The sequence below is a fragment of the Bradyrhizobium sp. HKCCYLRH2060 genome (assembly GCF_051168135.1).
Taxonomy (GTDB): domain Bacteria; phylum Pseudomonadota; class Alphaproteobacteria; order Rhizobiales; family Xanthobacteraceae; genus Bradyrhizobium.
Map to the genome: position 1 here is coordinate 240,164 of NZ_JBNPUK010000001.1, position 21,405 is coordinate 261,568.

Annotated in this window: 14 protein-coding genes and 1 pseudogene; 6 read left to right on the forward strand and 9 right to left on the reverse strand. The window is 66.2% G+C overall.

All coding sequences use genetic code 11. The annotated features are described in order from the left end of the window. The 3 genes from ACQR10_RS00970 to ACQR10_RS00980 all read left to right on the forward strand — a co-directional run bounded on the left by ACQR10_RS00970 (position 1) and on the right by ACQR10_RS00980 (position 2,880). On the forward strand, positions 1 to 1,557 hold the full coding sequence (locus ACQR10_RS00970; RefSeq protein WP_315803812.1) for a DHA2 family efflux MFS transporter permease subunit: 1,557 nt from the start codon (positions 1 to 3) through the stop codon (positions 1,555 to 1,557). Between the two features lie 67 nt (positions 1,558 to 1,624). After that, a complete protein-coding gene (locus tag ACQR10_RS00975) occupies positions 1,625 to 2,026 on the forward strand; it encodes a helix-turn-helix domain-containing protein (RefSeq protein WP_315800042.1) in 402 nt (133 codons plus the stop codon). Continuing rightward, positions 2,023 to 2,880, forward strand: a complete 858-nt coding sequence (locus tag ACQR10_RS00980) for an IS3 family transposase (RefSeq protein WP_315800043.1) — start codon at positions 2,023 to 2,025, stop codon at positions 2,878 to 2,880. Before ACQR10_RS00975 ends, ACQR10_RS00980 begins: the two co-directional genes overlap by 4 nt. Positions 2,881 to 3,193: 313 nt before the next feature. Here ACQR10_RS00980 and ACQR10_RS00985 read toward each other — a convergent pair whose 3' ends face one another. The 6 genes from ACQR10_RS00985 to pcaF form a co-directional block, all read right to left on the reverse strand. Continuing rightward, positions 3,194 to 4,888 (reverse strand): flotillin family protein, encoded by a 1,695-nt coding sequence (locus ACQR10_RS00985; protein WP_316215292.1) that lies wholly within the window; start codon positions 4,886 to 4,888, stop codon positions 3,194 to 3,196. 35 nt (positions 4,889 to 4,923) lie between these two features. Next, positions 4,924 to 5,574, reverse strand: coding sequence for an OB-fold-containig protein (locus ACQR10_RS00990; protein ID WP_316215293.1), 651 nt, complete (start codon positions 5,572 to 5,574; stop codon positions 4,924 to 4,926). A 22-nt stretch (positions 5,575 to 5,596) separates the two neighbouring features. Beyond that, positions 5,597 to 6,778, reverse strand: coding sequence for a PspA/IM30 family protein (locus ACQR10_RS00995; protein WP_316215294.1), 1,182 nt, complete (start codon positions 6,776 to 6,778; stop codon positions 5,597 to 5,599). 248 nt (positions 6,779 to 7,026) lie between these two features. Beyond that, positions 7,027 to 8,091, reverse strand: a complete 1,065-nt coding sequence (locus tag ACQR10_RS01000) for a phosphotransferase family protein (protein ID WP_316215295.1) — start codon at positions 8,089 to 8,091, stop codon at positions 7,027 to 7,029. A 60-nt stretch (positions 8,092 to 8,151) separates the two neighbouring features. Further along, complete coding sequence (locus ACQR10_RS01005; protein WP_316215296.1) at positions 8,152 to 9,045, reverse strand: dioxygenase; 894 nt, start codon at positions 9,043 to 9,045, stop codon at positions 8,152 to 8,154. A 132-nt stretch (positions 9,046 to 9,177) separates the two neighbouring features. Beyond that, positions 9,178 to 10,386 (reverse strand): 3-oxoadipyl-CoA thiolase, encoded by a 1,209-nt coding sequence (pcaF, locus tag ACQR10_RS01010; protein ID WP_316215297.1) that lies wholly within the window; start codon positions 10,384 to 10,386, stop codon positions 9,178 to 9,180. Between the two features lie 360 nt (positions 10,387 to 10,746). Between pcaF and mutS the strand changes: the two genes are divergently transcribed. Continuing rightward, positions 10,747 to 13,491, forward strand: coding sequence for a DNA mismatch repair protein MutS (gene mutS, locus ACQR10_RS01015; protein WP_316215298.1), 2,745 nt, complete (start codon positions 10,747 to 10,749; stop codon positions 13,489 to 13,491). Between the two features lie 683 nt (positions 13,492 to 14,174). After that, the gene (locus ACQR10_RS01020) at positions 14,175 to 16,313 is read left to right on the forward strand and encodes a hypothetical protein (protein WP_434911742.1); all 2,139 of its coding nucleotides are present in this window, start codon (positions 14,175 to 14,177) and stop codon (positions 16,311 to 16,313) included. On the opposite strand, the gene ACQR10_RS01025 is transcribed toward ACQR10_RS01020, so the two are convergent. The 3 genes and pseudogenes from ACQR10_RS01025 to ACQR10_RS01035 form a co-directional block, all read right to left on the reverse strand. Beyond that, a complete protein-coding gene (locus tag ACQR10_RS01025; RefSeq protein ID WP_316215300.1) occupies positions 16,305 to 17,114 on the reverse strand; it encodes a hypothetical protein in 810 nt (269 codons plus the stop codon). The two genes, ACQR10_RS01020 and ACQR10_RS01025, sit on opposite strands and share 9 nt — an antisense overlap. 220 nt (positions 17,115 to 17,334) lie before the next feature. Continuing rightward, the gene (locus tag ACQR10_RS01030; protein WP_316215301.1) at positions 17,335 to 17,850 is read right to left on the reverse strand and encodes an OsmC family protein; all 516 of its coding nucleotides are present in this window, start codon (positions 17,848 to 17,850) and stop codon (positions 17,335 to 17,337) included. A gap of 57 nt (positions 17,851 to 17,907) precedes the next feature. Next, positions 17,908 to 18,291 (reverse strand): annotated as a pseudogene (locus ACQR10_RS01035) (ABC transporter ATP-binding protein); the annotation flags it as partial. A 264-nt stretch (positions 18,292 to 18,555) separates the two neighbouring features. Here ACQR10_RS01035 and ACQR10_RS01040 point away from each other — a divergent pair. After that, positions 18,556 to 21,351 carry a [protein-PII] uridylyltransferase gene (locus ACQR10_RS01040; protein WP_315803821.1) on the forward strand — a complete coding sequence of 932 codons (2,796 nt, stop codon included), beginning with the start codon at positions 18,556 to 18,558 and terminating at the stop codon, positions 21,349 to 21,351. The last annotated feature ends 54 nt before the right edge of the window (positions 21,352 to 21,405 follow it).

The following is a 21,405-nucleotide window of genomic DNA, read 5'->3' on the forward strand; positions in this document are numbered from 1 at the left end:
ATGACCGCGCCAGCAGCCTCATCAGCAGTTCCGGGCCTGCGCCGGAACATGGTGACGATCTGCGCAATGACGGCGACGATCATGCAGGCGCTCGACACCACCATCGCCAACGTCGCGCTGCCCTACATGCAGGGCACCTTGTCGGCGTCGCAGGACCAGATCAACTGGGTGCTGACGTCCTACATCGTCGCCGCCGCGATCATGACCGCGCCGGTGGGATGGATCGCCAACCGCTTCGGCCGCAAGCGCACCTTCATCGTCTGCTCGGCCGGCTTCACCATCGCGTCCGTGATGTGCGGGCTGGCCCAGGACATCACGCAGATGGTGCTGTTCCGCCTGCTGCAGGGCGTGTTCGGTGCCTCGCTGGTGCCGCTGTCGCAGGCGGTGATGCTCGACTCCTACGCGCTGCATGAGCGCGCCAAGGCGATGGCCATCTGGGGCATGGGCGTGATGCTCGGCCCGATCATGGGGCCGTCGCTCGGCGCCTGGCTGACCGAGACCTATTCCTGGCACTGGGTGTTCTTCGTCAACCTGCCGTTCGGCGCCGTGACCGTGCTCGGCCTGATGGCGTTCATGGAGGAAACCAAGCCGAACGCGGAGCTGACCTTCGACTGGTTCGGCTTCGCCGCGCTCGCCATCGGCATCGGCTCGCTGCAGATCGCGCTCGACCGCGGCGAGGATCAGGGCTGGCTGGAGAGCAACGAGATCATCATCGAGTTCATCGTCGCCGGCGTCGGCTTCTATTATTTCCTGGCGCATTCGCTGACGACGAAGCGGCCGTTCATCCAGTTCGCGCTGTTCAAGGACCGCAACTTCGTCGGCGGCTGCGTGTTCATGACGGTGATGGGCTTGGTGCTGTTCTCGACCATGGCGCTGTCCTCGCCCTATCTGCAGAACGTCATCGGCTATCCCATCATCACCGCCGGCGTCCTGCTCGCGACCCGCGGCTGCGGCACCTTCGTCGCGATGATGCTGGTCGGCCGCCTGCTGCGCTACATCGAGGCGCGGACCTTGATCGTGGTCGGGCTGGCGCTGACGGCGCTGTCATTGTTCCAGATGACGGCGTGGACCGACCAGACCGGCGTGCCCGAGATCATCACCATCAGCATCATGCAGGGGTTCGGCTTCGGCCTCGTCTTCGTGCCGCTGTCGACCGTGGCGTTCCTGACGCTGCCGGGCGAGTTGCGCACGGATGGAACCTCGATGCTGACCCTGGTGCGAAATGTCGCAAGCTCGATCGGCATCTCCATCGCGATCGCGCAGCTCACCGAGGGAACGCGGCGCAACCACGCGATCCTGGTCGAGCACATCAATCCGTTCAATCACGCCCTGCAGATGCCCAATGTCGCCGGCCTGTTGAACCTGTCCACCGATGCCGGGCGCGCGATGGCCGACGCGATGGTCATGGTGCAGGCGCAGATCCTGGCCTTCTCGCACGACTACCAGCTGGTCATGACGTTCATCCTGGTGTCGATCCCGCTCGCGGTCATGATCGGCTCGACGCGCAGCGCGCTGCGCGCCCAGTCCGCCCCGGCCGACCACGCCGTGATGGAGTGACGCTTCTGGACTGCACCCCTCAAGTGAGACACGATAATCTCAGTGACAGGCATTCCGAGGATGACCTGTGGCAGCAAGAGGGAAGACCCGTCGGTTTCCGACGGCTTATAAACTGAAGGCGATCAAGCGTGTCGAACGAGGCGAAGGCGTTCTGCCTGTGGCTCGGGACCTTGGGATATCGCGCAAGATCCTTCATGACTGGATCAAGGCCTGGAGGGCGCAAGGGCCGGACGGGTTGAACCGCAAGCCGGGACCGAAGCCTGGTCCCCGGAAGCTCAAATCTGTGGCGACCTATGACGATAAGCGGTCCGCACTGGCACGGGCCAATGCTCGCATTGCCGAGCTCGAAGGGCTGGTCGGCCGTCAGCAGATGGACCTCGATTTTTTTCGGCAAGCCTTGCGCGCACTGGAGCGGCCGGCAGCGCAAGGCAAACCCGTATCCGCATCATCGAAGTCATCAAAAGCATGACCGCGGAGACAGCCGACTCCAGCGCTCATGTGCAGCGCCTCTGCGCTTTGGCAAGGCTGCCTCGAGCGACTTATTACCGGCATCTCAATCGACGTAGCCGCGCCGAAGCCGAGTGCGAGTTGCGCGACCAGCTCCAGCGCATCTGCCTGAAGCATCCGTTCTACGGCTATCGACGGGTGACCGCCGCTCTTCGGCGTCTGGGAATGGTCGTCAATGGCAAGAAAGTCCTGCGCCTCATGCGTCAGGATAATCTTCTCGCGCAGCGCAAGACGCCCTTCCTGAAGCCGCCGACTGCAAGGCCGACTGACGTGATCGTCGTCCCCAACCTGATCCGTGGCCTAGCGCCATCGGCTCCGGATCAGATCTGGGTCGCTGACATCACCTACGTCCATCTCGCCAAGACGTTCGCCTATCTCGCCGTCATTCTCGACGGCTTCTCCCGCAAGGCGGTCGGCTGGGCATTCGACAACACCCTCGACGCCTCCCTCGCGATCGCGGCTCTCGACAAAGCGCTTCAATCTCGGAACCCCAAGCCCGGCAGCCTGATCCACCACTCAGACCGCGGCGTGCAATACTCCTCGATCGCCTATCGGGAGCGGCTGGCCAAGCGCGACATCAAGATCAGCATGAGCAGTCCCGGCAACCCGTTCGACAACGCCAAGGCCGAAAGCTTCATGAAGACGCTCAAGGCCGAGGAGATCAACGGCAAGAGCTTTGCCGACGTCAACGACGCCCGGCGCCGGATCAACAGCTTCATCGCCGAGATCTACAATAAGGAGCGCTTGCATTCGGCCCTCGGCTATCGATCTCCTCTTGAGTTCGAAGCCGCGTTCAAGCAAAACACGATGCGATGACTTTACCCATTGTCACTGAGATTATCGTGTCTCACTTGAGGGGTGCAGTCCACTTCCCCGCGACGGAAAATTCGCGTGCTGTTGAGACGCAGCGAGACCGGGATAGCAAAAAGGTGACCACGACGTGATGGATTTGTAACTTCAATCCGGCGCGTTTCCGGCTATCTTCTGTTCACCCCACTCGGTTCTCTGCGTATGAGTTGCGCGCAGAGACTGCACCTCATGAGCGCCCCACTCGTGATGTGCCGGGCGGGGGCGGTGGCTCCTCCAGCGCCGCCCCCAGCCCCGGGGCTTCCCTTTTCATGTGTCTTGCTTACGGCTTCTGCAGTGGCTCGATCTTCGGCCCGGCAGCGGTATTCTTCTCCGTGGCCGGCACGATCACACCCGCCAGCGCCTGCACCGGATCGTCGCCGGGCTTGAATCCGGACTGCACCAGGATCTCGTCGATCAAGGGCTTCAGCGCGTGCACGCGCAGCAGCTCGCCGGCGAGGCCTTCGCCGAAGCCGACATTGCCGCCAGCGCCGACATTGCCGTTGCCGCCGAAGGCGCCACCGGTGTGCAGGATGCGGACGTCCTTCAGGTTGGCGATCGGCTTGACCATCTCGCCGAGCGCGGCGGGCATGGTCGCGATGCGCTGCTTGGCGAGCTCGAAATCGATCACGTTGCTGCCGAGCTTGTTCTGGGCTTCGTTCTTCATCAGGATCACGGCGGCTTCCGCCTCGCCGATCTGGCGCACGCCGACAGCCTTGATCTTGTTGGCCTCGGCCTCCGCTTCGGCCAGGGTCTTGGCGGCCTCGCCGCGATCGACCGCCGCGCGCTTCTCGGCTTCCGCAGCGACAGTGATCCCGGTCGAGCGCTGCTCGGCCTCCTTCCGCGCCGCCATGACCGCGGTCTGACGCTCGCGATCGGCGATCTCGATGGCGCGCGCCGTCGTGACCTTTTCCTCCGCGGAGACCGCGAGCGCCTCGGCCGCCTTGGCGACCGCGCGCGCCTCCGAGGTTTCCTTGCTCTTGGTCGCGATCTGGATGTCGTTGTCCTGGGTGGCGATCTGGATCTCGCGGTCGGCGTCGGTCTTGCGGCGGTTGATCGCGAGATTGCTTTCGATCGCCGCGGTCTCGCGCACCTTCAATGCCTCGGCTTCGCGCTGGGCGATCTTCTGCTGCGCCTCGATGCGGGCATTCTCCTCGGTCTGCCACGCGGTCTGGGTGGCGCTCGCAACCTCGGCGCGGGTGCTCGCGGTCTTGTTGGCGATGTCGCGCTCCTGGCTGAGCTCGGCCTCCTTCTTGGTGCGCTCGATCGTCAGGGTGAGCTGGCGCGCCTCGAGGTCCTTCTGCGCAATCGCGACCTCGTTGTCGCGCACGATCGCGTTGCGGTCGCGGCGGCGGGTCTCGGTGACCGTTTTCAAGAGAGTGAGGCCTTCGGCGTCGAAGAAGTTCTCGGCGTTGAAGAACGAGATGTCGGTCTGGTCGAGCTTGGTCAGCGACACCGATTCCAGCTCCAGGCCGTTGGACTGCACGTCGGCCTCGACCGCGGCCTGGACGTGCTTGACGAAATCCGAGCGCTTCTCCTGCAGGTCCAACAGCTCCATCGTCGCCGCGACCGAGCGCAGTCCGTCGACGAACTTGGCCTCGACCTGGTCGCGCAGCAATTCGGCATTGTTGGTGACGGCGCCGAGCGTCTGCGCGGCCAGCGCGATCGAATCGACGTCGGGTTTCACGCGCACGTAGAATTCGGCGTCGATGTCCACGCGCATGCGGTCCTTGGTGATCAGCGAATCCTTCTTCGAGCGCTCGACGCGCAGCCGCAGCGTCTTCAGATTCACGCGCGCGATGGAGTGGAAGATCGGCAGCACCACGGCGCCGCCGTCGAGCACCACCTTCTTGCCGCCGAGGCCGGTGCGCACGAACGCCTCGTCGCGGGTGGAACGATGGTAGAGAACGGCAAAGACAGTGCCGAGAACGACCAGCAGCACAACGCCGATCGACGCAGGCAGAACCAGATCAAACATGGGATTTACTTTCGGGTTGAGGAAAGTGTCTTGGGCTAAAGTGTCTTGGAGCTCGTGAGCTCGTCGGCTGCGGCGATCGCGATGAAGCGGCCGTCCTTGCGGTCGACGAGGAGAACCGACGCGCCCACCGGCAAGGCCGGTGAGTCCGGCGCGGCCGAGGCCGTCACCATGTGCCAATTGCCGTGGACGTCCTTGACGCGGACGCGGCCGGGCAGCCCGCCGTCGAGCGGGCCGACCGCGACCTCACCGGTGCGGCCGACGAGATCGGACAGGCCGACCGCATAGCTCTCATCCTGCGGGACCAGCCGCGCCGCATAGCGCGTCGAGCTGCGCAGCAGCGGCACGGTGACGACGGCGGCGAGCATGCCCGCGGCCGTTGGCGGCAGCGCCACCGCTACCAGCCGCGCGGCATCCTGGATGAGAAAACCCGTGATCGAGAAGATGCCGAGCGCGAGCAGGACGCAGATCATCAGCGGCACACCGCCGACATTGATCCAGGACAGCACGTGACCGACGCTGGTGCTGTCGCCGTCGTGACCGAGATCGACGGTCTGGCCGAGCAGCTCGCTGATCGACAGGCCGATCAGCATCGAGCCGATCTCGACGCCGCCGACCAGCACGATCATCACGGCGGCGATCGCGAACGGCCGCACCTCGGGTTGCATGAAATGGTCGACGATGGTCATGGGACGACGCGCCCCTGCCCGTTCAATTCTGCGATTTCAGCCGTGCCAGCCGCTCGGCAATGTCCTTGTCGCGCTTCAGCTTCGACAATTCGTCGATGTCGGGCGACGGCGCGATGCCTTCCGGCACGCCGGTCGCGCGGGCGATGACGCGGGAGGCGCGCGCGGCCCTGGCGAGGCCGGTATCGCCCGACTTGCGCGATGTGGCCTTCGGCTGCTCGGCGAGCGCCTCGCTGCGCTCGAGCTCGACGAGACGCGCCTGCGCGTCCTGCAGGCTCGACAGGATCGCACGCAGCGTCGTGAGCACCGCATCGACGCGCTCGGCATTCTCGTCGATCGCCTTCGACAGCACCTCGAACTGGGCTTCGAGATCCATCTGCCGGGCGATGCCGGCGCGGGCGAGATCGTCGCGGTGCTCGGCGATGGCGACGCGGATCTGCTCAGCCAGCACGGTCGTCTCGCGCTCGATCTCGGCGCGGCGGGCGTTGAGCCGATATTCCTCGGCGCGCGCATGCGACAGGCTCTCGCGCGATTCGCGCTCGGCCTGCTCGATCTCGCGGATCGCCTGGCTGACCAGCGCGCCCCGATTCTTGTCCTCGGCCTTTTCGATCGCTCCATAGGCGATGCCGGCGATGAGCCGCCCGGCGCGTGACAGGAGCGTGTCGGGAGCCGGCGCGTGTTCGGCGAGCATGACGTGGTCCTTTCGTGGGCTGCGTGTTGAGGCGAGATGAGCTTGCGACGTTGCGGTGACGCCGAAATGGACCTCGAAGTCATCCTGGGCGGTGCGCACGAGCTGCGCCGGCGTCGCATGCGGCCAGCCCGCGGCATAGCCGGTCACTTCGAACGGGATCGTGAAACGACCGCGCGCGGTGCCGAGCGACAACGTGCCGGCATCCCTGACATTCACCAGGCGGTCGTCCAGCGGCAACCTTGGGATTGAAGCGGCGCGATAGGCCGCACGGTCACGCAGGCCGAGCGTGACGAGGCGCGACGGCAGCCGGGTGGCCTTGCGGATCGGGTCGTAGGCATGGCCGTGCAGCGCGACGAGATTGGCGCCGACGCCTTTGCCAGCAGCGATCTCGTCGAGCATGTCCATCATCCGGGTATAGTCGGCGAAGGTCGCCTCGATCGCGTCCCGCGCCTCGGCGGAGAGGAGCAGACGGTAGCGAACAGCCTGATCGTACAAGCTTTCGGGCACAAGGAACATTAAAGCACGATTTATGTGCTTTAGCAAGCCGCCCTCCAGGCCGGGGACGCCGCTTCTCTCCGTGACCATGCCAAACGCCATGCCCATGCCGATATGTCGCGCCGATGCTGGCCGGCGGTTTAAGGCCGGCGAACAATCTCTGGTGATCGTTAAGGTGACTGGTAGCTGCGACGGCAAATGCACCGCAGTGACGTGTAGCGACAGGGACCTCGCCGCCTGCGTGCGGCCCTGTCATGGGGAAAGCGTCGTCAGTCCAGCAATTCGCGGCAGCCGAGATCGTCGAACGCAAGGAAGATCCGCTCGAGATTATTCCACCAGATCACCGGCGGGAGCTGGATCGCCCATTGCCGGACCGGCTGGGCGATGTGCCAGAGCACGGCGAGACGATAGTCCTGATCGAGCGCCGCCCTGTCGTAACCGGTCACACCGCCTGCGACCAACATCTGATGATAGCGGTCGAGCAACGGTCGCTCCATCCGCGCCCGCCGGTCGGGATAGATCTGCAGCGCGATCATGTAGGCGAGGTCGTTCGCGGGCACGCCGATCCGCCACTGGTCGAAATCAAACGCGCGCACGTCGTCGTTGTCGGCGGCCTTCGGCACCAGGAAATTCCAGACATGCGCGTCGCCATGCAGAATGCTGAGGTTTCGCCGCGACAGATAGCGTTCCGAGAGCCGCGGCGTCGCCGCCATCAGGCGTTCGTAGACCGCGCGCCGGTCCGCGCTTAGGCGGTCTCCCAACTGATCGGCGAAGCGCTGATAGTGGCCGGCAAAGGTTTTTCCGCGCTCGTCGCGCTCGTCCGCGGTCGCGAAGCTGCCGATGGACACGCCAAGCCGCGGATCGTCCCACCACGCCGCATGCAGCCGCGCCAGCGCCCGCACGATCCCCTCGGCCTGGGGCAGCGCGGGCGGCAGCGGCCATGGCGTCGCCGTCTGGTGTGTGTCGGTGAGATCCTCGAGCAGCAAGTGCCAGGTGAGCGCGGCTTCGTCCCAGGCGCCGCCGTAAGAGCCGGGCACCAGGCCCGTCGGCATGAGCCGCGCCAGATCGCGATAGAAGTTGACCTCGTGGCGCCCGCCCCACCACAGCGTCTTGGCGAAGGCTGGCATCGGGATTTTCAGGATCAGCGCCTTCGGCGCATCCGGGGCCGCGCCGCGATAGGACAAACCAAGGCGGATGATGCGCGACAGCAGCATCGGCCGGTCGCTGATCACGGCGACGTCCGAGACCGCGCCGGACTGGAGCACACCCGAATCGCGCATCGTCGCCGTCAACGCGGCAGGCTCGGCGACGGACGGCAAGTCGGTGGAGGACATGTGGGCGCCGTCCCTTCAGGGTTGCAGCTTAGCCCACACTAACATGGATATTCCGAAGCGCTACTTGATCGGCGCGCGCGGCAGCACGGTGTCGCCGGCTTCCATGCGATAGACATGATCGAGCGAGTACCAGGGCGCAGTGACGTCGGCTTCCGTCGGATGCGGCGCGTCGTGTCGGATGAAGTTGCCGAGCAACGCCTTGGTGACGCCGAACTGCACGTCGCTGTCGATATGCGGATCGTTGGGGTCGTAGACCTGCGAAATCAGCACCTTGAAGCCTTCCTTGACGATCAGCGCATGCAGATGCGCCGGGCGATAGGGATGGCGGCCCTGCGCCTTCAGGAGACGGCCGACGACGCCGTCGGTCGGGATGGGGTAGCCGACCATCATCACCGAGCGAAACCAGAAGCGGCCGTCGGCGTCGGTCACGAGCTTGCCGCGCAGGTTCATGTCGGCCTGCTCCGGATCCTGGTTCTCGTAATAGCCGACCGGCGAGGCGTGCCAGACGTCGACCTCGGCGCCGGCAATCGGCGCGCCCTTCGGATCGACCACGCGCCCGTGCACGAACAACGCCGGACCCGGCGTCGCCGAACGCACGATCGAGCCGCCGTTCTCGGTAACAGGCGAATTCAGCCGCCAGAACGGGCCAAGCAGCGACTGCGCCGTCTCGGTGTTGCCGCCATCGCCATTGTTGAGCAGGCAGACCAGCGGCGAGACGCCGAGCGAGCCGGCCATCAGCACGACTTCGTTATGCGTGTCGTTGGTGCGCTGTCCGAGCTCGGCAATGATGGCGGCGGCTTCGCGAAATTCCGCCTCGGTCAGCCTGACATCGCGGACGAAGCCGTGCAGGTGCTTGATCAGCGACACCATGATCTCGCGCAGCCGCGGATTCTCGGTGCGCTCCATCACCGCCAATACGGCCGGCGTGACGTCCTGTTCGCGGGAGATGGTCATGGCGGCGCTCTCCGCTGTTTCCCCTCATGGTGAGGAGGCGCGAAGCGCCGTCTCGAACCATGAGGCCAGTGCCGGGCCTCATCCTTCGAGACGCCCGCCAAGAGGCGGGCTCCTCAGGATGAGGGTTTGGGATCAGTTGATCATCTCGACCGCCAGCGCGACGCCCTGACCGACGCCGACGCACATCGTGGCCAGCGCACGCTTGCCGCCGCGCACCTCAAGGCCGTGCACCGCGGTCATCGCGATGCGCGCGCCGCTCATGCCGAGCGGGTGTCCCAGCGCGATGGCGCCGCCATGCGGGTTGACGAAATCGGCGTCCTCGGCGACGCCGAGCTGGCGCAGGCAGGCGATGCCCTGGGAGGCGAACGCCTCGTTGAGCTCGATCAGGTCGAAATCGCTGATCTTCAGGCCGAGCCGCTCCATCAGCTTGCGCACCGCCGGCACCGGGCCGATGCCCATGATGCGCGGCGGCACGCCGGCGGAGGCCAGACCGAGCACGCGCGCGCGGGGCGTGAGGCCGTGCTTCTTCACCGCCGCTTCCGAGGCGAGAATCATGGCGGCGGCGCCGTCATTGACGCCGGAGGCGTTGCCGGCCGTGACCGTGCCGAGATTGCGCACGATCGGCTTCAGCTTGGCGAGGCCTTCGAGCGTGGTCTCGGGGCGCGGATGCTCATCCTTGTCCACCGTCACAGGGCCGGCCTTGCCGCCGGGCACCATGACCGGCGTGATCTCGGCGGCGAAATAGCCCGACGCGATCGCCTTTCCGGCGCGCTGCTGGGAGCGGATCGCGAACGCGTCCTGGTCGGCGCGCGAGACCTGGAATTCCTCGGCGACGTTCTCGCCGGTCTCCGGCATGGAGTCGACGCCATACTGCTGCTTCATCAAGGGATTGATGAAGCGCCAGCCGATCGTGGTGTCGAAGATCTCGGCCGAGCGCGAGAACGCCTCGGTCGCCTTGCCCTGCACGAACGGCGCGCGCGTCATGGATTCGACGCCGCCGGCGATCGCCAGATCGACCTCGCCGGCGCGGATCGCACGTCCCGCCGCGCCGACCGCGTCGAGACCGGAGGCGCAGAGACGGTTCAAGGTCTGGCCGGGAATGGAATCCGGCAGGCCCGCGAGCAGCAGCGCCATGCGCGCGACGTTGCGGTTGTCCTCGCCAGCCTGGTTGGCGCAGCCGAAGAACACCTCGTCGACGGCAGCCCAGTCGAGCTTGGGATGCTTCGCCTTGAGCGCCTTGAGCGGGGTGGCCGCGAGATCGTCGGTGCGCACCTTGGCCAGCGCGCCGCCGAAGCGGCCGATCGGAGTCCGCACCGCATCACAAATGAACACGTCTCGCATCGCTCTCTCCCGAACTTTCGTGTTTCTGGTCAGAATTGACGGCGGTTTTAGGAGTGCCCTGGAGGCAGGTCAAATGACGGGGACGCGGGGTGCTATGCGCCGACAATGGCGTGCGCACACCGTCTCCCCGCACACGGTGCGCCCCCTCCCCCGCTTGCGGGGGAGGGTTGGGGTGGGGGCCGCCCCAAGCGCCACTCGTCGTGTGGAGAGACGTCCCCCACCCGTATCGCATCTTCGATGCGATACGACCTCCCCCGCAAGCGGGGGAGGTGCGACAGCAGGCACCGCTCATCGTGGAAAACCGGGACATCGCCTGCAAAGCGGTAGGACCGTCCGGGCAAATTGGCTAGTTTCCGCGCCATGACGATCCAGCAGCCCATCTCCGCCCCGGTTCCGCAAGAGTCGACACTCGGCGCCGCTCCCGCCGAGGCGCCGGCCAAGCTCACGCCGATGATGGAGCAGTATCTCGACATCAAGGCAGCGCATCCGGGGCTGATGCTGTTCTACCGGATGGGCGACTTCTACGAGCTGTTCTTCGAGGATGCGGAGGTCGCCTCGAAAGCGCTCGGCATCGTGCTGACCAAGCGCGGCAAGCACCTGGGCCGGGATATCCCGATGTGCGGCGTGCCGGTGGAGCGCTCCGAGGACTATCTGCATCGCTTGATCGCGCAAGGCATCCGCGTCGCCGTGTGCGAGCAGATGGAGGATCCGGCGGCGGCGCGGGCGCGCGGCAACAAGAGCGTGGTCAAGCGCGGCGTGGTGCGCGTGGTGACGCCGGGCACCTTGACGGAAGACAATCTGCTCGACGCGCGCGCCAACAACTATCTGCTGGCGATCGCGCGCAGCCGCGGCTCGTCCGGCGGCGACCGGCTCGGGCTCGCCTGGATCGACATCTCGACTTCGGACTTCATCGTCACCGAATGTGCCTTTGCCGAGCTCACGGCGACGCTGGCCCGTATCAACCCGAACGAGGTCATCGTCTCCGACGCGCTGTATTCGGACGCGGCGTTCGAGCCTGTGCTGCGCGAGCTCACCGCCGTGACGCCGCTGACCCGCGACGTGTTCGACGGCGCCACCGCAGAGCGGCGGCTGTGCGACTATTTCGCGGTCGCGACCATGGACGGGCTCGCGGTGCTGTCGCGGCTGGAGGCGACCGCCGCCGCTGCCTGCGTCACCTATGTCGAGCGCACGCAAGTGGGCCAGCGCCCGCCGCTGGCGCCGCCAGCGCGCGAGGCGACCGGCAGCACCATGGCGATCGATCCGGCGACCCGCGCCAATCTCGAATTGACGCGCACGCTCGCCGGCGAGCGGCGCGGCTCGCTGCTCGACGCCATCGACTGCACGGTGACCTCGGCCGGCTCGCGCCTCCTCGCGCAACGCCTCGCTGCGCCGCTGACCGAGCCCGCGCAGATCGGGCGAAGGCTCGACGCGGTCAACGTTTTCGTTGCCGACAGCGCCGCGCGCGAGGACATCCGCTCGATCCTGCGCGGCGCGCCCGACATGACCCGCGCGATGGCGCGGCTCTCGGTCGGCCGCGGCGGCCCGCGCGATCTCGCCGCCTTGCGTGACGGCATCCTCGCCGCCGACCAGGCGCTGGCGCGGCTCTCAGTGCTCGACCAGCCGCCGCAGGAGATCGCCTCGGTGATGGCCGCGCTGGTGCGGCCGGCACGCGCGCTGGCCGACGAATTCGCCCGCGCGCTCGACGAGCAGCTGCCGCTGATCAAGCGCGACGGCGGCTTCGTTCGATCAGGCTATGATGCGACCTTGGACGAGACGCGCAATCTGCGCGACGCCTCGCGGCTCGTCGTCGCCTCGATGCAGGCGCGCTACGCCGACCAGACCGGCGTCAAGGCACTCAAGATCCGGCACAACAACGTGCTCGGCTATTTCGTCGAGGTCACCGCGCAGCACGGCGACAAGCTGATGACGGCACCGTTGAACGCGACCTTCATCCATCGCCAGACGCTGGCCGGCCAGGTGCGTTTCACCACGTCGGAGCTCGGCGAGATCGAGGCCAAGATCGCCAATGCCGGCGAGCGCGCGCTCAATCTCGAGCTCGAGATCTTCGACCGGCTGTGTGCGGCCGCGCTCGCGATCGGCGACGATCTGCGCGCCGCCGCGCATGGCTTTGCGATGCTGGATGTCGCCACCGCCCTCGCCAAGCTCGCGGTCGACGACAACTACGTCAGGCCCGAGGTCGATGGCTCGCTCGGCTTTGCCATCGAAGGTGGCCGCCATCCGGTGGTCGAGCAGGCCCTGAAGCGCGAGGGTCAGCCGTTCATCGCCAATTCCTGCGACCTGTCGCCGACGCCGGGACACAAGAGCGGCCAGCTGTGGCTGCTCACCGGTCCTAACATGGCGGGTAAATCGACCTTCCTGCGTCAGAACGCGCTGATCGCCTTGCTGGCGCAGATCGGCAGCTTCGTGCCGGCGAGCCGCGCCCGCATCGGCATCGTCGACCGGCTGTTCTCGCGCGTCGGCGCCGCCGATGATCTCGCGCGCGGACGTTCGACCTTCATGGTCGAGATGGTCGAGACCGCCGCGATCCTCAACCAGGCCGGCGAGCGCGCGCTGGTGATCCTCGACGAGATCGGACGCGGCACCGCGACGTTCGACGGTCTCTCCATTGCCTGGGCGGCGATCGAGCATCTGCACGAGAGCAACCGCTGCCGCACGCTGTTCGCGACGCATTACCATGAGCTGACAGCCCTCGCCGCCAAGCTGCCGCGGCTGTTCAATGCCACGGTGCGGGTCAAGGAATGGCAGGGCGACGTGGTGTTCCTGCACGAGGTGCTGCCCGGCTCGGCCGACCGCTCTTACGGCATTCAGGTGGCGAAGCTCGCCGGTCTCCCCCCGGCGGTGATCAGCCGCGCCAAATCGGTGCTGGCGAAGCTGGAGGCCCAGGACCGCGGCCAGAGCGCGCGTGCCCTGGTCGACGACCTGCCGCTGTTCGCGGTGCCGTCGCGCGCGGCGGTGGAGCCTGCGATGTCGAAGGAGACGGAGGAGCTGATCGCCGCGGTGACGGCGCTGCATCCCGACGAGATGACGCCGCGCGAGGCGCTGGATGCGCTGTATCGGCTGAAGGCGAAGCTGCCGACCAAATAGTCGGCCGTCATTCCGGGGCGCGCGTCAGCGCGAGCCCGGAATCCATTTCTCGTCGGCACATGCGGTCCAATGGATTCCGGGTTCGCGCTACGCGCGCCCCGGAATGACAGCGGGGATGGGGAGGCAGCTCGGTCCACACTCTCCGTCATTGCGCGCTGCGCTCGCGATGACGGTGGAGAAAGCGGTCGAGGCGGCGGCGGTTTGTCGGGTGGATGGGGACAGGCCAAAGGCAGACTCGCAAGCAATGAGGAACGTCGTCTCCCCTTTCAAAATTTGCGCGAGACTGTCATTCTGGCGAGATGACCACGCGTTCTCGTACAGTGCTGTCTACCGCCTTGACTGCCAAGCTGTCGGCGCTGGCGTCCACTCGCGAGAACTGGGATGACGAGTTGCCGGCTATTCTGGCGGACCTCTCTGCCGTTCCACATCATCTGGTTGTTCTGGCTTCCCGCGAGATCGCGCTGGCGGCGCGTCTCGGCTGGGAGCCATTATTGATGGATCGCCTGATCGGTGCATTCACCAACGAGCCGATCTATGTCCGTGATCTTGCCCTGATGCGACGAGCTCCGAACTATGCTTGGATTTTCCTATTTCATCCGAGCGGCCATGTTCGCGAAGCAGCCCTCGATTCGTTGCAAAGACCGCCCGAGTCTGCGTTCTTTCTTGCCGCTGTCGCTTGGCGGTTGAATGATTGGGCCGAGCCGGTCCGACGTGCCGCCGCGCGCTATGTGCAGCGCGTCCAACGTCAGATCGTTCCGGAAGTTGCAGCAAGCAGTGCCCCCTATCTCCTCGATCGCCGACACAGTTGGGGACGCTGGAGCCGCGAAGCCGACCTGCTCGATGACGTTTTCGGCAGGCCGGACGTGCTGTTGAATGATTGGGCCGAGCCGGTCCGACGTGCCGCCGCGCGCTATGTGCAGCGCGTCCAACGTCAGATCGTTCCGGAAGTTGCAGCAAGCAGTGCCCCCTATCTCCTCGATCGCCGACACAGTTGGGGACGCTGGAGCCGCGAAGCCGACCTGCTCGATGACGTTTTCGGCAGGCCGGACGTGCTGTTGAATGATTGGGCCGAGCCGGTCCGACGTGCCGCCGCGCGCTATGTGCAGCGCGTCCAACGTCAGATCGTTCCGGAAGTTGCAGCAAGCAGTGCCCCCTATCTCCTCGATCGCCGACACAGTTGGGGACGCTGGAGCCGCGAAGCCGACCTGCTCGATGACGTTTTCGGCAGGCCGGACGTGCTGTTGAATGATTGGGCCGAGCCGGTCCGACGTGCCGCCGCGCGCTATGTGCAGCGCGTCCAACGTCAGATCGTTCCGGAAGTTGCAGCAAGCAGTGCCCCCTATCTCCTCGATCGCCGACACAGTTGGGGACGCTGGAGCCGCGAAGCCGACCTGCTCGATGACGTTTTCGGCAGGCCGGACGTGCTGTTGAATGATTGGGCCGAGCCGGTCCGACGTGCCGCCGCGCGCTATGTGCAGCGCGTCCAACGTCAGATCGTTCCGGAAGTTGCAGCAAGCAGTGCCCCCTATCTCCTCGATCGCCGACACAGTTGGGGACGCTGGAGCCGCGAAGCCGACCTGCTCGATGACGTTTTCGGCAGGCCGGACGTGCTGTTGAATGATTGGGCCGAGCCGGTCCGACGTGCCGCCGCGCGCTATGTGCAGCGCGTCCAACGTCAGATCGTTCCGGAAGTTGCAGCAAGCAGTGCCCCCTATCTCCTCGATCGCCGACACAGTTGGGGACGCTGGAGCCGCGAAGCCGACCTGCTCGATGACGTTTTCGGCAGGCCGGACGTGCTGTTGAATGATTGGGCCGAGCCGGTCCGACGTGCCGCCGCGCGCTATGTGCAGCGCGTCCAACGTCAGATCGTTCCGGAAGTTGCAGCAAGCAGTGCCCCCTATCTCCTCGATCGCCGACACAGTTGGGGACGCTGGAGCCGCGAAGCCGACCTGCTCGATGACGTTTTCGGCAGGCCGGACGTGCTGTTGAATGATTGGGCCGAGCCGGTCCGACGTGCCGCCGCGCGCTATGTGCAGCGCGTCCAACGTCAGATCGTTCCGGAAGTTGCAGCAAGCAGTGCCCCCTATCTCCTCGATCGCCGACACAGTTGGGGACGCTGGAGCCGCGAAGCCGACCTGCTCGATGACGTTTTCGGCAGGCCGGACGTGCTGTTGAATGATTGGGCCGAGCCGGTCCGACGTGCCGCCGCGCGCTATGTGCAGCGCGTCCAACGTCAGATCGTTCCGGAAGTTGCAGCAAGCAGTGCCCCCTATCTCCTCGATCGCCGACACAGTTGGGGACGCTGGAGCCGCGAAGCCGACCTGCTCGATGACGTTTTCGGCAGGCCGGACGTGCTGCCGATCATTGCCGGCTTCCTGCAACGGACGGCGAACGGCTCGCTGGCCAAGTATCTGCGTCTACTCGCGCGCAATCCTGCGATCGATCAGTATCTACCGGCCCTGGCCGCATCGGCGATCCAGCCGCAGGTGAGGGCCATTGCCTATCACAGCCTGCTGACAGGCAACGTCACCTGGTTCGCGGGCTATGAGTGGCAATGGATCGACAAGGTCTACGGCATCAGGAAGCGCGTTCCGAAACTCGATCACCGTCCCCTGCAGGACATCGCACTGCCGCCTGATCTGTTCTGGCAGGCGGCGCGCGACGCATCGGTGATCGTGCGGCGTGCTGCAGCCGATGCGCTGATCGCCAGTCGTGCGGCCGTCCCTGACGAAGACCGGCTGATCGCGCATTTCGAGCAGGACAAGAACCCATCGGTGCGATCGCGCGCCGACTTCCTGCGCCGGCGTCCACGTCTATCGTAACGGTCGGACGCCCGCCGCCTTCCGCCGCCCCAGCCACCACAGGCCGAGATTCCATCCGACACAGGTCGCCAGCGCGCCACTCAGACCGAACGCCGCACCGAGATGCAGGCCGCCGAGATGCAGCACGACGATCGCGAGCGAGAAGCCGATCAGGCCCCAGGCACCGTTGGCCAGCACGGCCGCGGTCGCGGGTCCGCCGATGCGCGGCTGCAGGATCAGCATCATCGAGGTGAAGACGATCGGAAACAGCGCCAGGATGCCGGAGACGCTCGGGCCGGCCCAGCCCGACGCCGAGGTCACGGTCGCAACCAGCGTCGCGACCAGCGAGGCGCGTAAGGGAACGTCGTACCAGCGCCGTGTGATCAGCGGCATCTTGGCATGACGGTAGCGCGCGAGCTGCGGCAGGCAGATCGCAAAGGTCACAACGTTGGCGACGATGCCCATCGCCAGCGTCCACTGCACGCTCTTGATCAGCGTGGCGAGACCAAGCCACACCGCGACGGCGGTGGCGCTCGCCACCCCCACGCTGTGGCGCTGCGCCAGCACGGCATAGACGAGACTGAGGAAGATCGTCGCGGCATTGATCGGCAGGCTGGTCAGCGCGCCCTCTGCGATGAAGGCGGCGTCGTGATCGAGCGCCAGGAACACGTAGGTCGGCCCCGCCGAGATCGGCAGGGTCGCGACCAGCGCGCCGATCACCGGACCCGTGCGCTCGGCGATCATCGACGCCGACACCACGAACGAGGCCGCGATCGCCATGCGCAGGGTCAGCAGCAGCAGAAAGGAGGGATCGAGGGACATCAGCTCATGCCGCAGCGGCGGTGCTCTCCCTCCCCCGCCTGCGGGGGAGGGCTGGGGTGGGGGCGCGGCTCGGGTGGTACACGTCGTGTGGAGAGAATTTCCCCCACCCGCCTCGCATCTGCGATGCGAGACGACCTCCCCCGCGCGCGGGGGAGGCGCAGACCGAGCACGCCTCGCCGGCTTGCGCTCACCAATGGCGGGACACAGAATGAACGACGGGCTACGCCGCCACCCGCTTCAGGCTGACCGACACCTTCGGGCCGTTCTTGATGGTCTGATAGACCACGCAATAGCGCTCGGTGAGCTTGAGCAGCAGGTCGAGCTTGTCCTGCGGGGCGTCGGTGTCGACCTCAAAGCGCAGGCGGATCTCCTGGAAGCCGACCGGGGCCTCCTTGTCGACGCCGAGCGTGCCGCGGAAATCGAGATCGCCTTCGGCCAGCACATGGCCACTCTTGAGCGGCACCTCGACCGCGGTCGCGACCGATTTCAAGGTGACGCCGGCGCAGGCGACCAGCGCCTCCAGCAGCATGTCGCCGGAGCACAGCTCGAGCCCGGAGCCGCCGGTTCCCGGATGCAGACCAGCCACGGCAGCCGCGCGCCCGGTCTCGAGCTTGCAGGTCAGCCCCTCCTGCCCGACCTCACCCTTGGCCTTCAAGGTGATCACGGCGGCGGACGGGTCGGCCTTGTAGCGTTCCTTGATCGGCGCCTGCATGGCGCGCAGCTCGGCAGCATCCATTTGTCGTTCTCTCCCGGATTTATTTCAGACGAGATGTACCGGGACCGGCTGCCGCTGTCACCACCACAGGCCGCCGCCGGGCTCACCCCTGCCCTGCGCGTCCGGCATCGTCCGGTCGAGCGAGCGGTCCAGCGCGGTTAGCACGTGGCGCTTGAAGTGGTCGAACAAGGGCGCGTTGCGGTCCCGCGGCCGCGACAGATTGATGGTGATCTCCTCGAACAGCCGGCCGGGATGCGGCCGCATCACCAGCACGCGGTCGGCCAGCACGACGGCCTCCTCGACGTCGTGGATCACGAGCACCAGTGTCGGGCGCGCATCAGTCCAGAGATCGAGCAGATGATCCTGCAGGTCCTTGCGGGTGAAGGCGTCGAGCGCCGAGAACGGCTCGTCGCGGAAGAGCGCACGCGCGCCGCGGACCTCATTCACCGGCTCGGCCGCGCGTCAAGCGTCGCACCCCAGTAGAACCACGGCCGCAACCGCAGCAAATCCGCGCCCCGACAATCACCCGTCGCAGCTCCTTTGGAGCCTCGGAAATCTCTCTTTTATTACAAGAGTTTATTCCGGAAGCGCGCGAGAATTGCTTTTCCTTTCGACGGCGCGGTTCAGAACGATCATCATCCCGTGACCACCGATGACAGCATGGATCGATTGTTGCATTGGAAGTTTCGTGACAGCACAGGCCTTGTTCGATATCCGGTTGCAGCCATGGACAGCGTCGCCCCCCATTCCCACCCTGATAGCATTTCCGATTTCGACAGCGCCGGCATCGCGGCTGCGGTCGACGCGCTGGCCGCGCAGCATTCGGGACGCGAGGACATGTTCCGCGCGGCCGTGGTGCAATTCCTCAAGGCCGAGCTGGTCAAGGCGCGCGCGGCGGCCCAGGCGCAACTGCTGAAGGACCGCCACGGCCGGCGCTGCGCCGAGCAGCTCTGCTTCGTGCAGGACGAGATCATTCGCATCCTCTACGCCGCGGCCACCCAGCACCTTTATCGCTCGCAGGTGCCGAGCGGCGCCGAGCGCATGGCGGTGGTCGCCACCGGCGGCTATGGCCGCGGCCTGATGGCGCCGGAATCCGACATCGATCTGCTGTTCATCCTGCCCTACAAGCAAACCGCCTGGGGCGAGCAGGTGGCCGAAGCCATCCTGTATTCGCTATGGGACATGGGGCTGAAGGTCGGCCACGCGACCCGGTCGGTCGACGAGTCGATCCGCCAGGCACGCGGCGACATGACCATCCGCACCGCCATCCTGGAGACGCGTTATCTCGCCGGCGACCGGCCGCTCTATGACGAGCTGGTCGCACGTTTCGACAGCGAGGTGGTGCAGGGCACCGCCGCCGAATTCGTCGCCGCCAAGCTCGCCGAGCGCGAGGAGCGGCATCGCCGCGGCGGCCAGTCGCGCTACCTGGTCGAGCCCAACGTCAAGGACGGCAAGGGCGGCCTGCGCGACCTGCACACGCTGTTCTGGATCGCCAAATACGTCTACCGCGTGCGCGAGACCGCCGAGCTGGTCGAGCGCGGCGTGTTCGACGCGCATGAATACCGCACCTTCCGGCGCTGCGCGGACTTCCTGTGGTCGGTGCGCTGCAACCTGCATTTCGTCAGCGGGCGTCCGGAAGAACGGCTGTCGTTCGACCTGCAGCGCGAGATCGCGGTGCGGCTGGGCTACACCAGCCATCCCGGCATGCAGGATGTCGAGCGCTTCATGAAGCACTACTTCCTGGTCGCCAAGGAGGTCGGCAATCTCACCGCGATCCTGTGCGCCAAGCTCGAGGACCAGCAAGCCAAGCCGGCGCCGGTGCTGAGCCGGATGATCTCGCGCCTGACCACCGGCTCGACCTGGCGGCGCGTGCCGGAGAGCGACGACTTCATCGTCGACAACAACCGCATCAACCTCGCCGCGCCCGACGTCTTCAAGCACGATCCGGTCAATCTGATCCGCATCTTCCGGCTGGCGCAGAAGAACAACCTCGCCTTCCATCCCGACGCGATGCGCGCGGTCACGCGCTCGTTGAACCTGATCAACACCGAGCTGCGCGACGATCCCGAGGCCAACCGGCTGTTCATGGAGATCCTGACCTCCAACGATGCCGAGGTCGTGCTGCGGCGGATGAACGAGACCGGCGTGCTCGGCCACTTCATTCGCGCCTTCGGCCGCATCGTCTCGATGATGCAGTTCAACATGTATCATCACTACACGGTCGACGAGCACCTGATCCGCTGCATCGGCTTCCTGCAGGAGATCGAGCGCGGCGGCATCGACGAGTTCACCCTGGCCTCCGACCTGATGCGCAAGATCCGGCCGGAGCACCGCGCCGTCATCTACATCACCGTGCTGCTGCACGACGTCGCCAAGGGCCGCCCCGAGGATCATTCCATCGCCGGCGCCAAGATCGCGCGCCGGCTGTGCCCGCGGCTCGGCTTCAACAATGCCGACACCGAGCTGGTCGCCTGGCTGATCGAGGAGCACCTGACGATGTCGACGGTGGCGCAGTCGCGCGACCTGTCGGACCGCAAGACGATCGAGAATTTCGCCGCGGTGGTGCAGTCCGTCGAGCAGATGAAGCTGCTGACCATCCTGACCACCGCCGACATCCGCGGCGTCGGCCCCGGCGTCTGGAACGGCTGGAAGGCGCAACTGCTGCGCACGCTCTATTACGAGACCGAACCGGTGCTGACCGGCGGCTTCTCCGAGGTCAACCGCGCCAAGCGCATTACCGCGGCGCAGGCCGAATTCCGCAACGCCTTCACCGACTGGCCCGACGACGAGCTCAACACCTATATCGGCCGGCATTATCCGGCCTACTGGCTCAAGGTCGAGCTGCCGCGCAAGATCCGCCATGCCCGCTTCGTGCGATCGAGCGAGGATGCGGGACACAAGCTCGCGATCAATGTCGGCTTCGATCCGGCCCGCGCCGTCACCGAACTGACGATTTTCGCGATGGACCACCCCTGGCTGCTATCGATCATCGCAGGCGCCTGCGCCTCGGCCGGCGCCAACATCGTCGACGCCCAGATCTACACCACGACCGACGGGCGCGCGCTCGATACCATCGCGATCTCCCGCGAGTATGAGCGCGACGAGGACGAGGGCCGGCGCGCGACCCGGATCGGCGAGACCATCGAGCAGGTGCTGGAAGGCAAGCTGCGGCTGCCCGACGCGGTGGCGCGGCGCACCACGCGCGGCAAGCAGCACAAGGCGTTCTCGGTCGAGCCGGAAGTGACCATCAACAATCAGTGGTCGGAGCTCTACACGGTGATCGAGGTCTCCGGCCTCGACCGCCCCGGCCTGCTCTACGAGTTGACGACGGCGATCTCGAAGCTGAACCTCAACATCGCCTCCGCCCATGTCGCCACCTTCGGCGAGCGCGCCCGCGACGTGTTCTACGTCACCGACCTCCTGGGCGCGCAGATCAACGCGCCGACCCGGCAGGCCGCGATCAAGAGCGCGCTGCTGCATCTGCTGGCGAACGACGACGCGGCCGCTCAACCGGCGGCATGAGGGACCATCGCGCGGCCCTGAGCCGCTCGGAGCCGATTTGAAGAAGGGGACCGG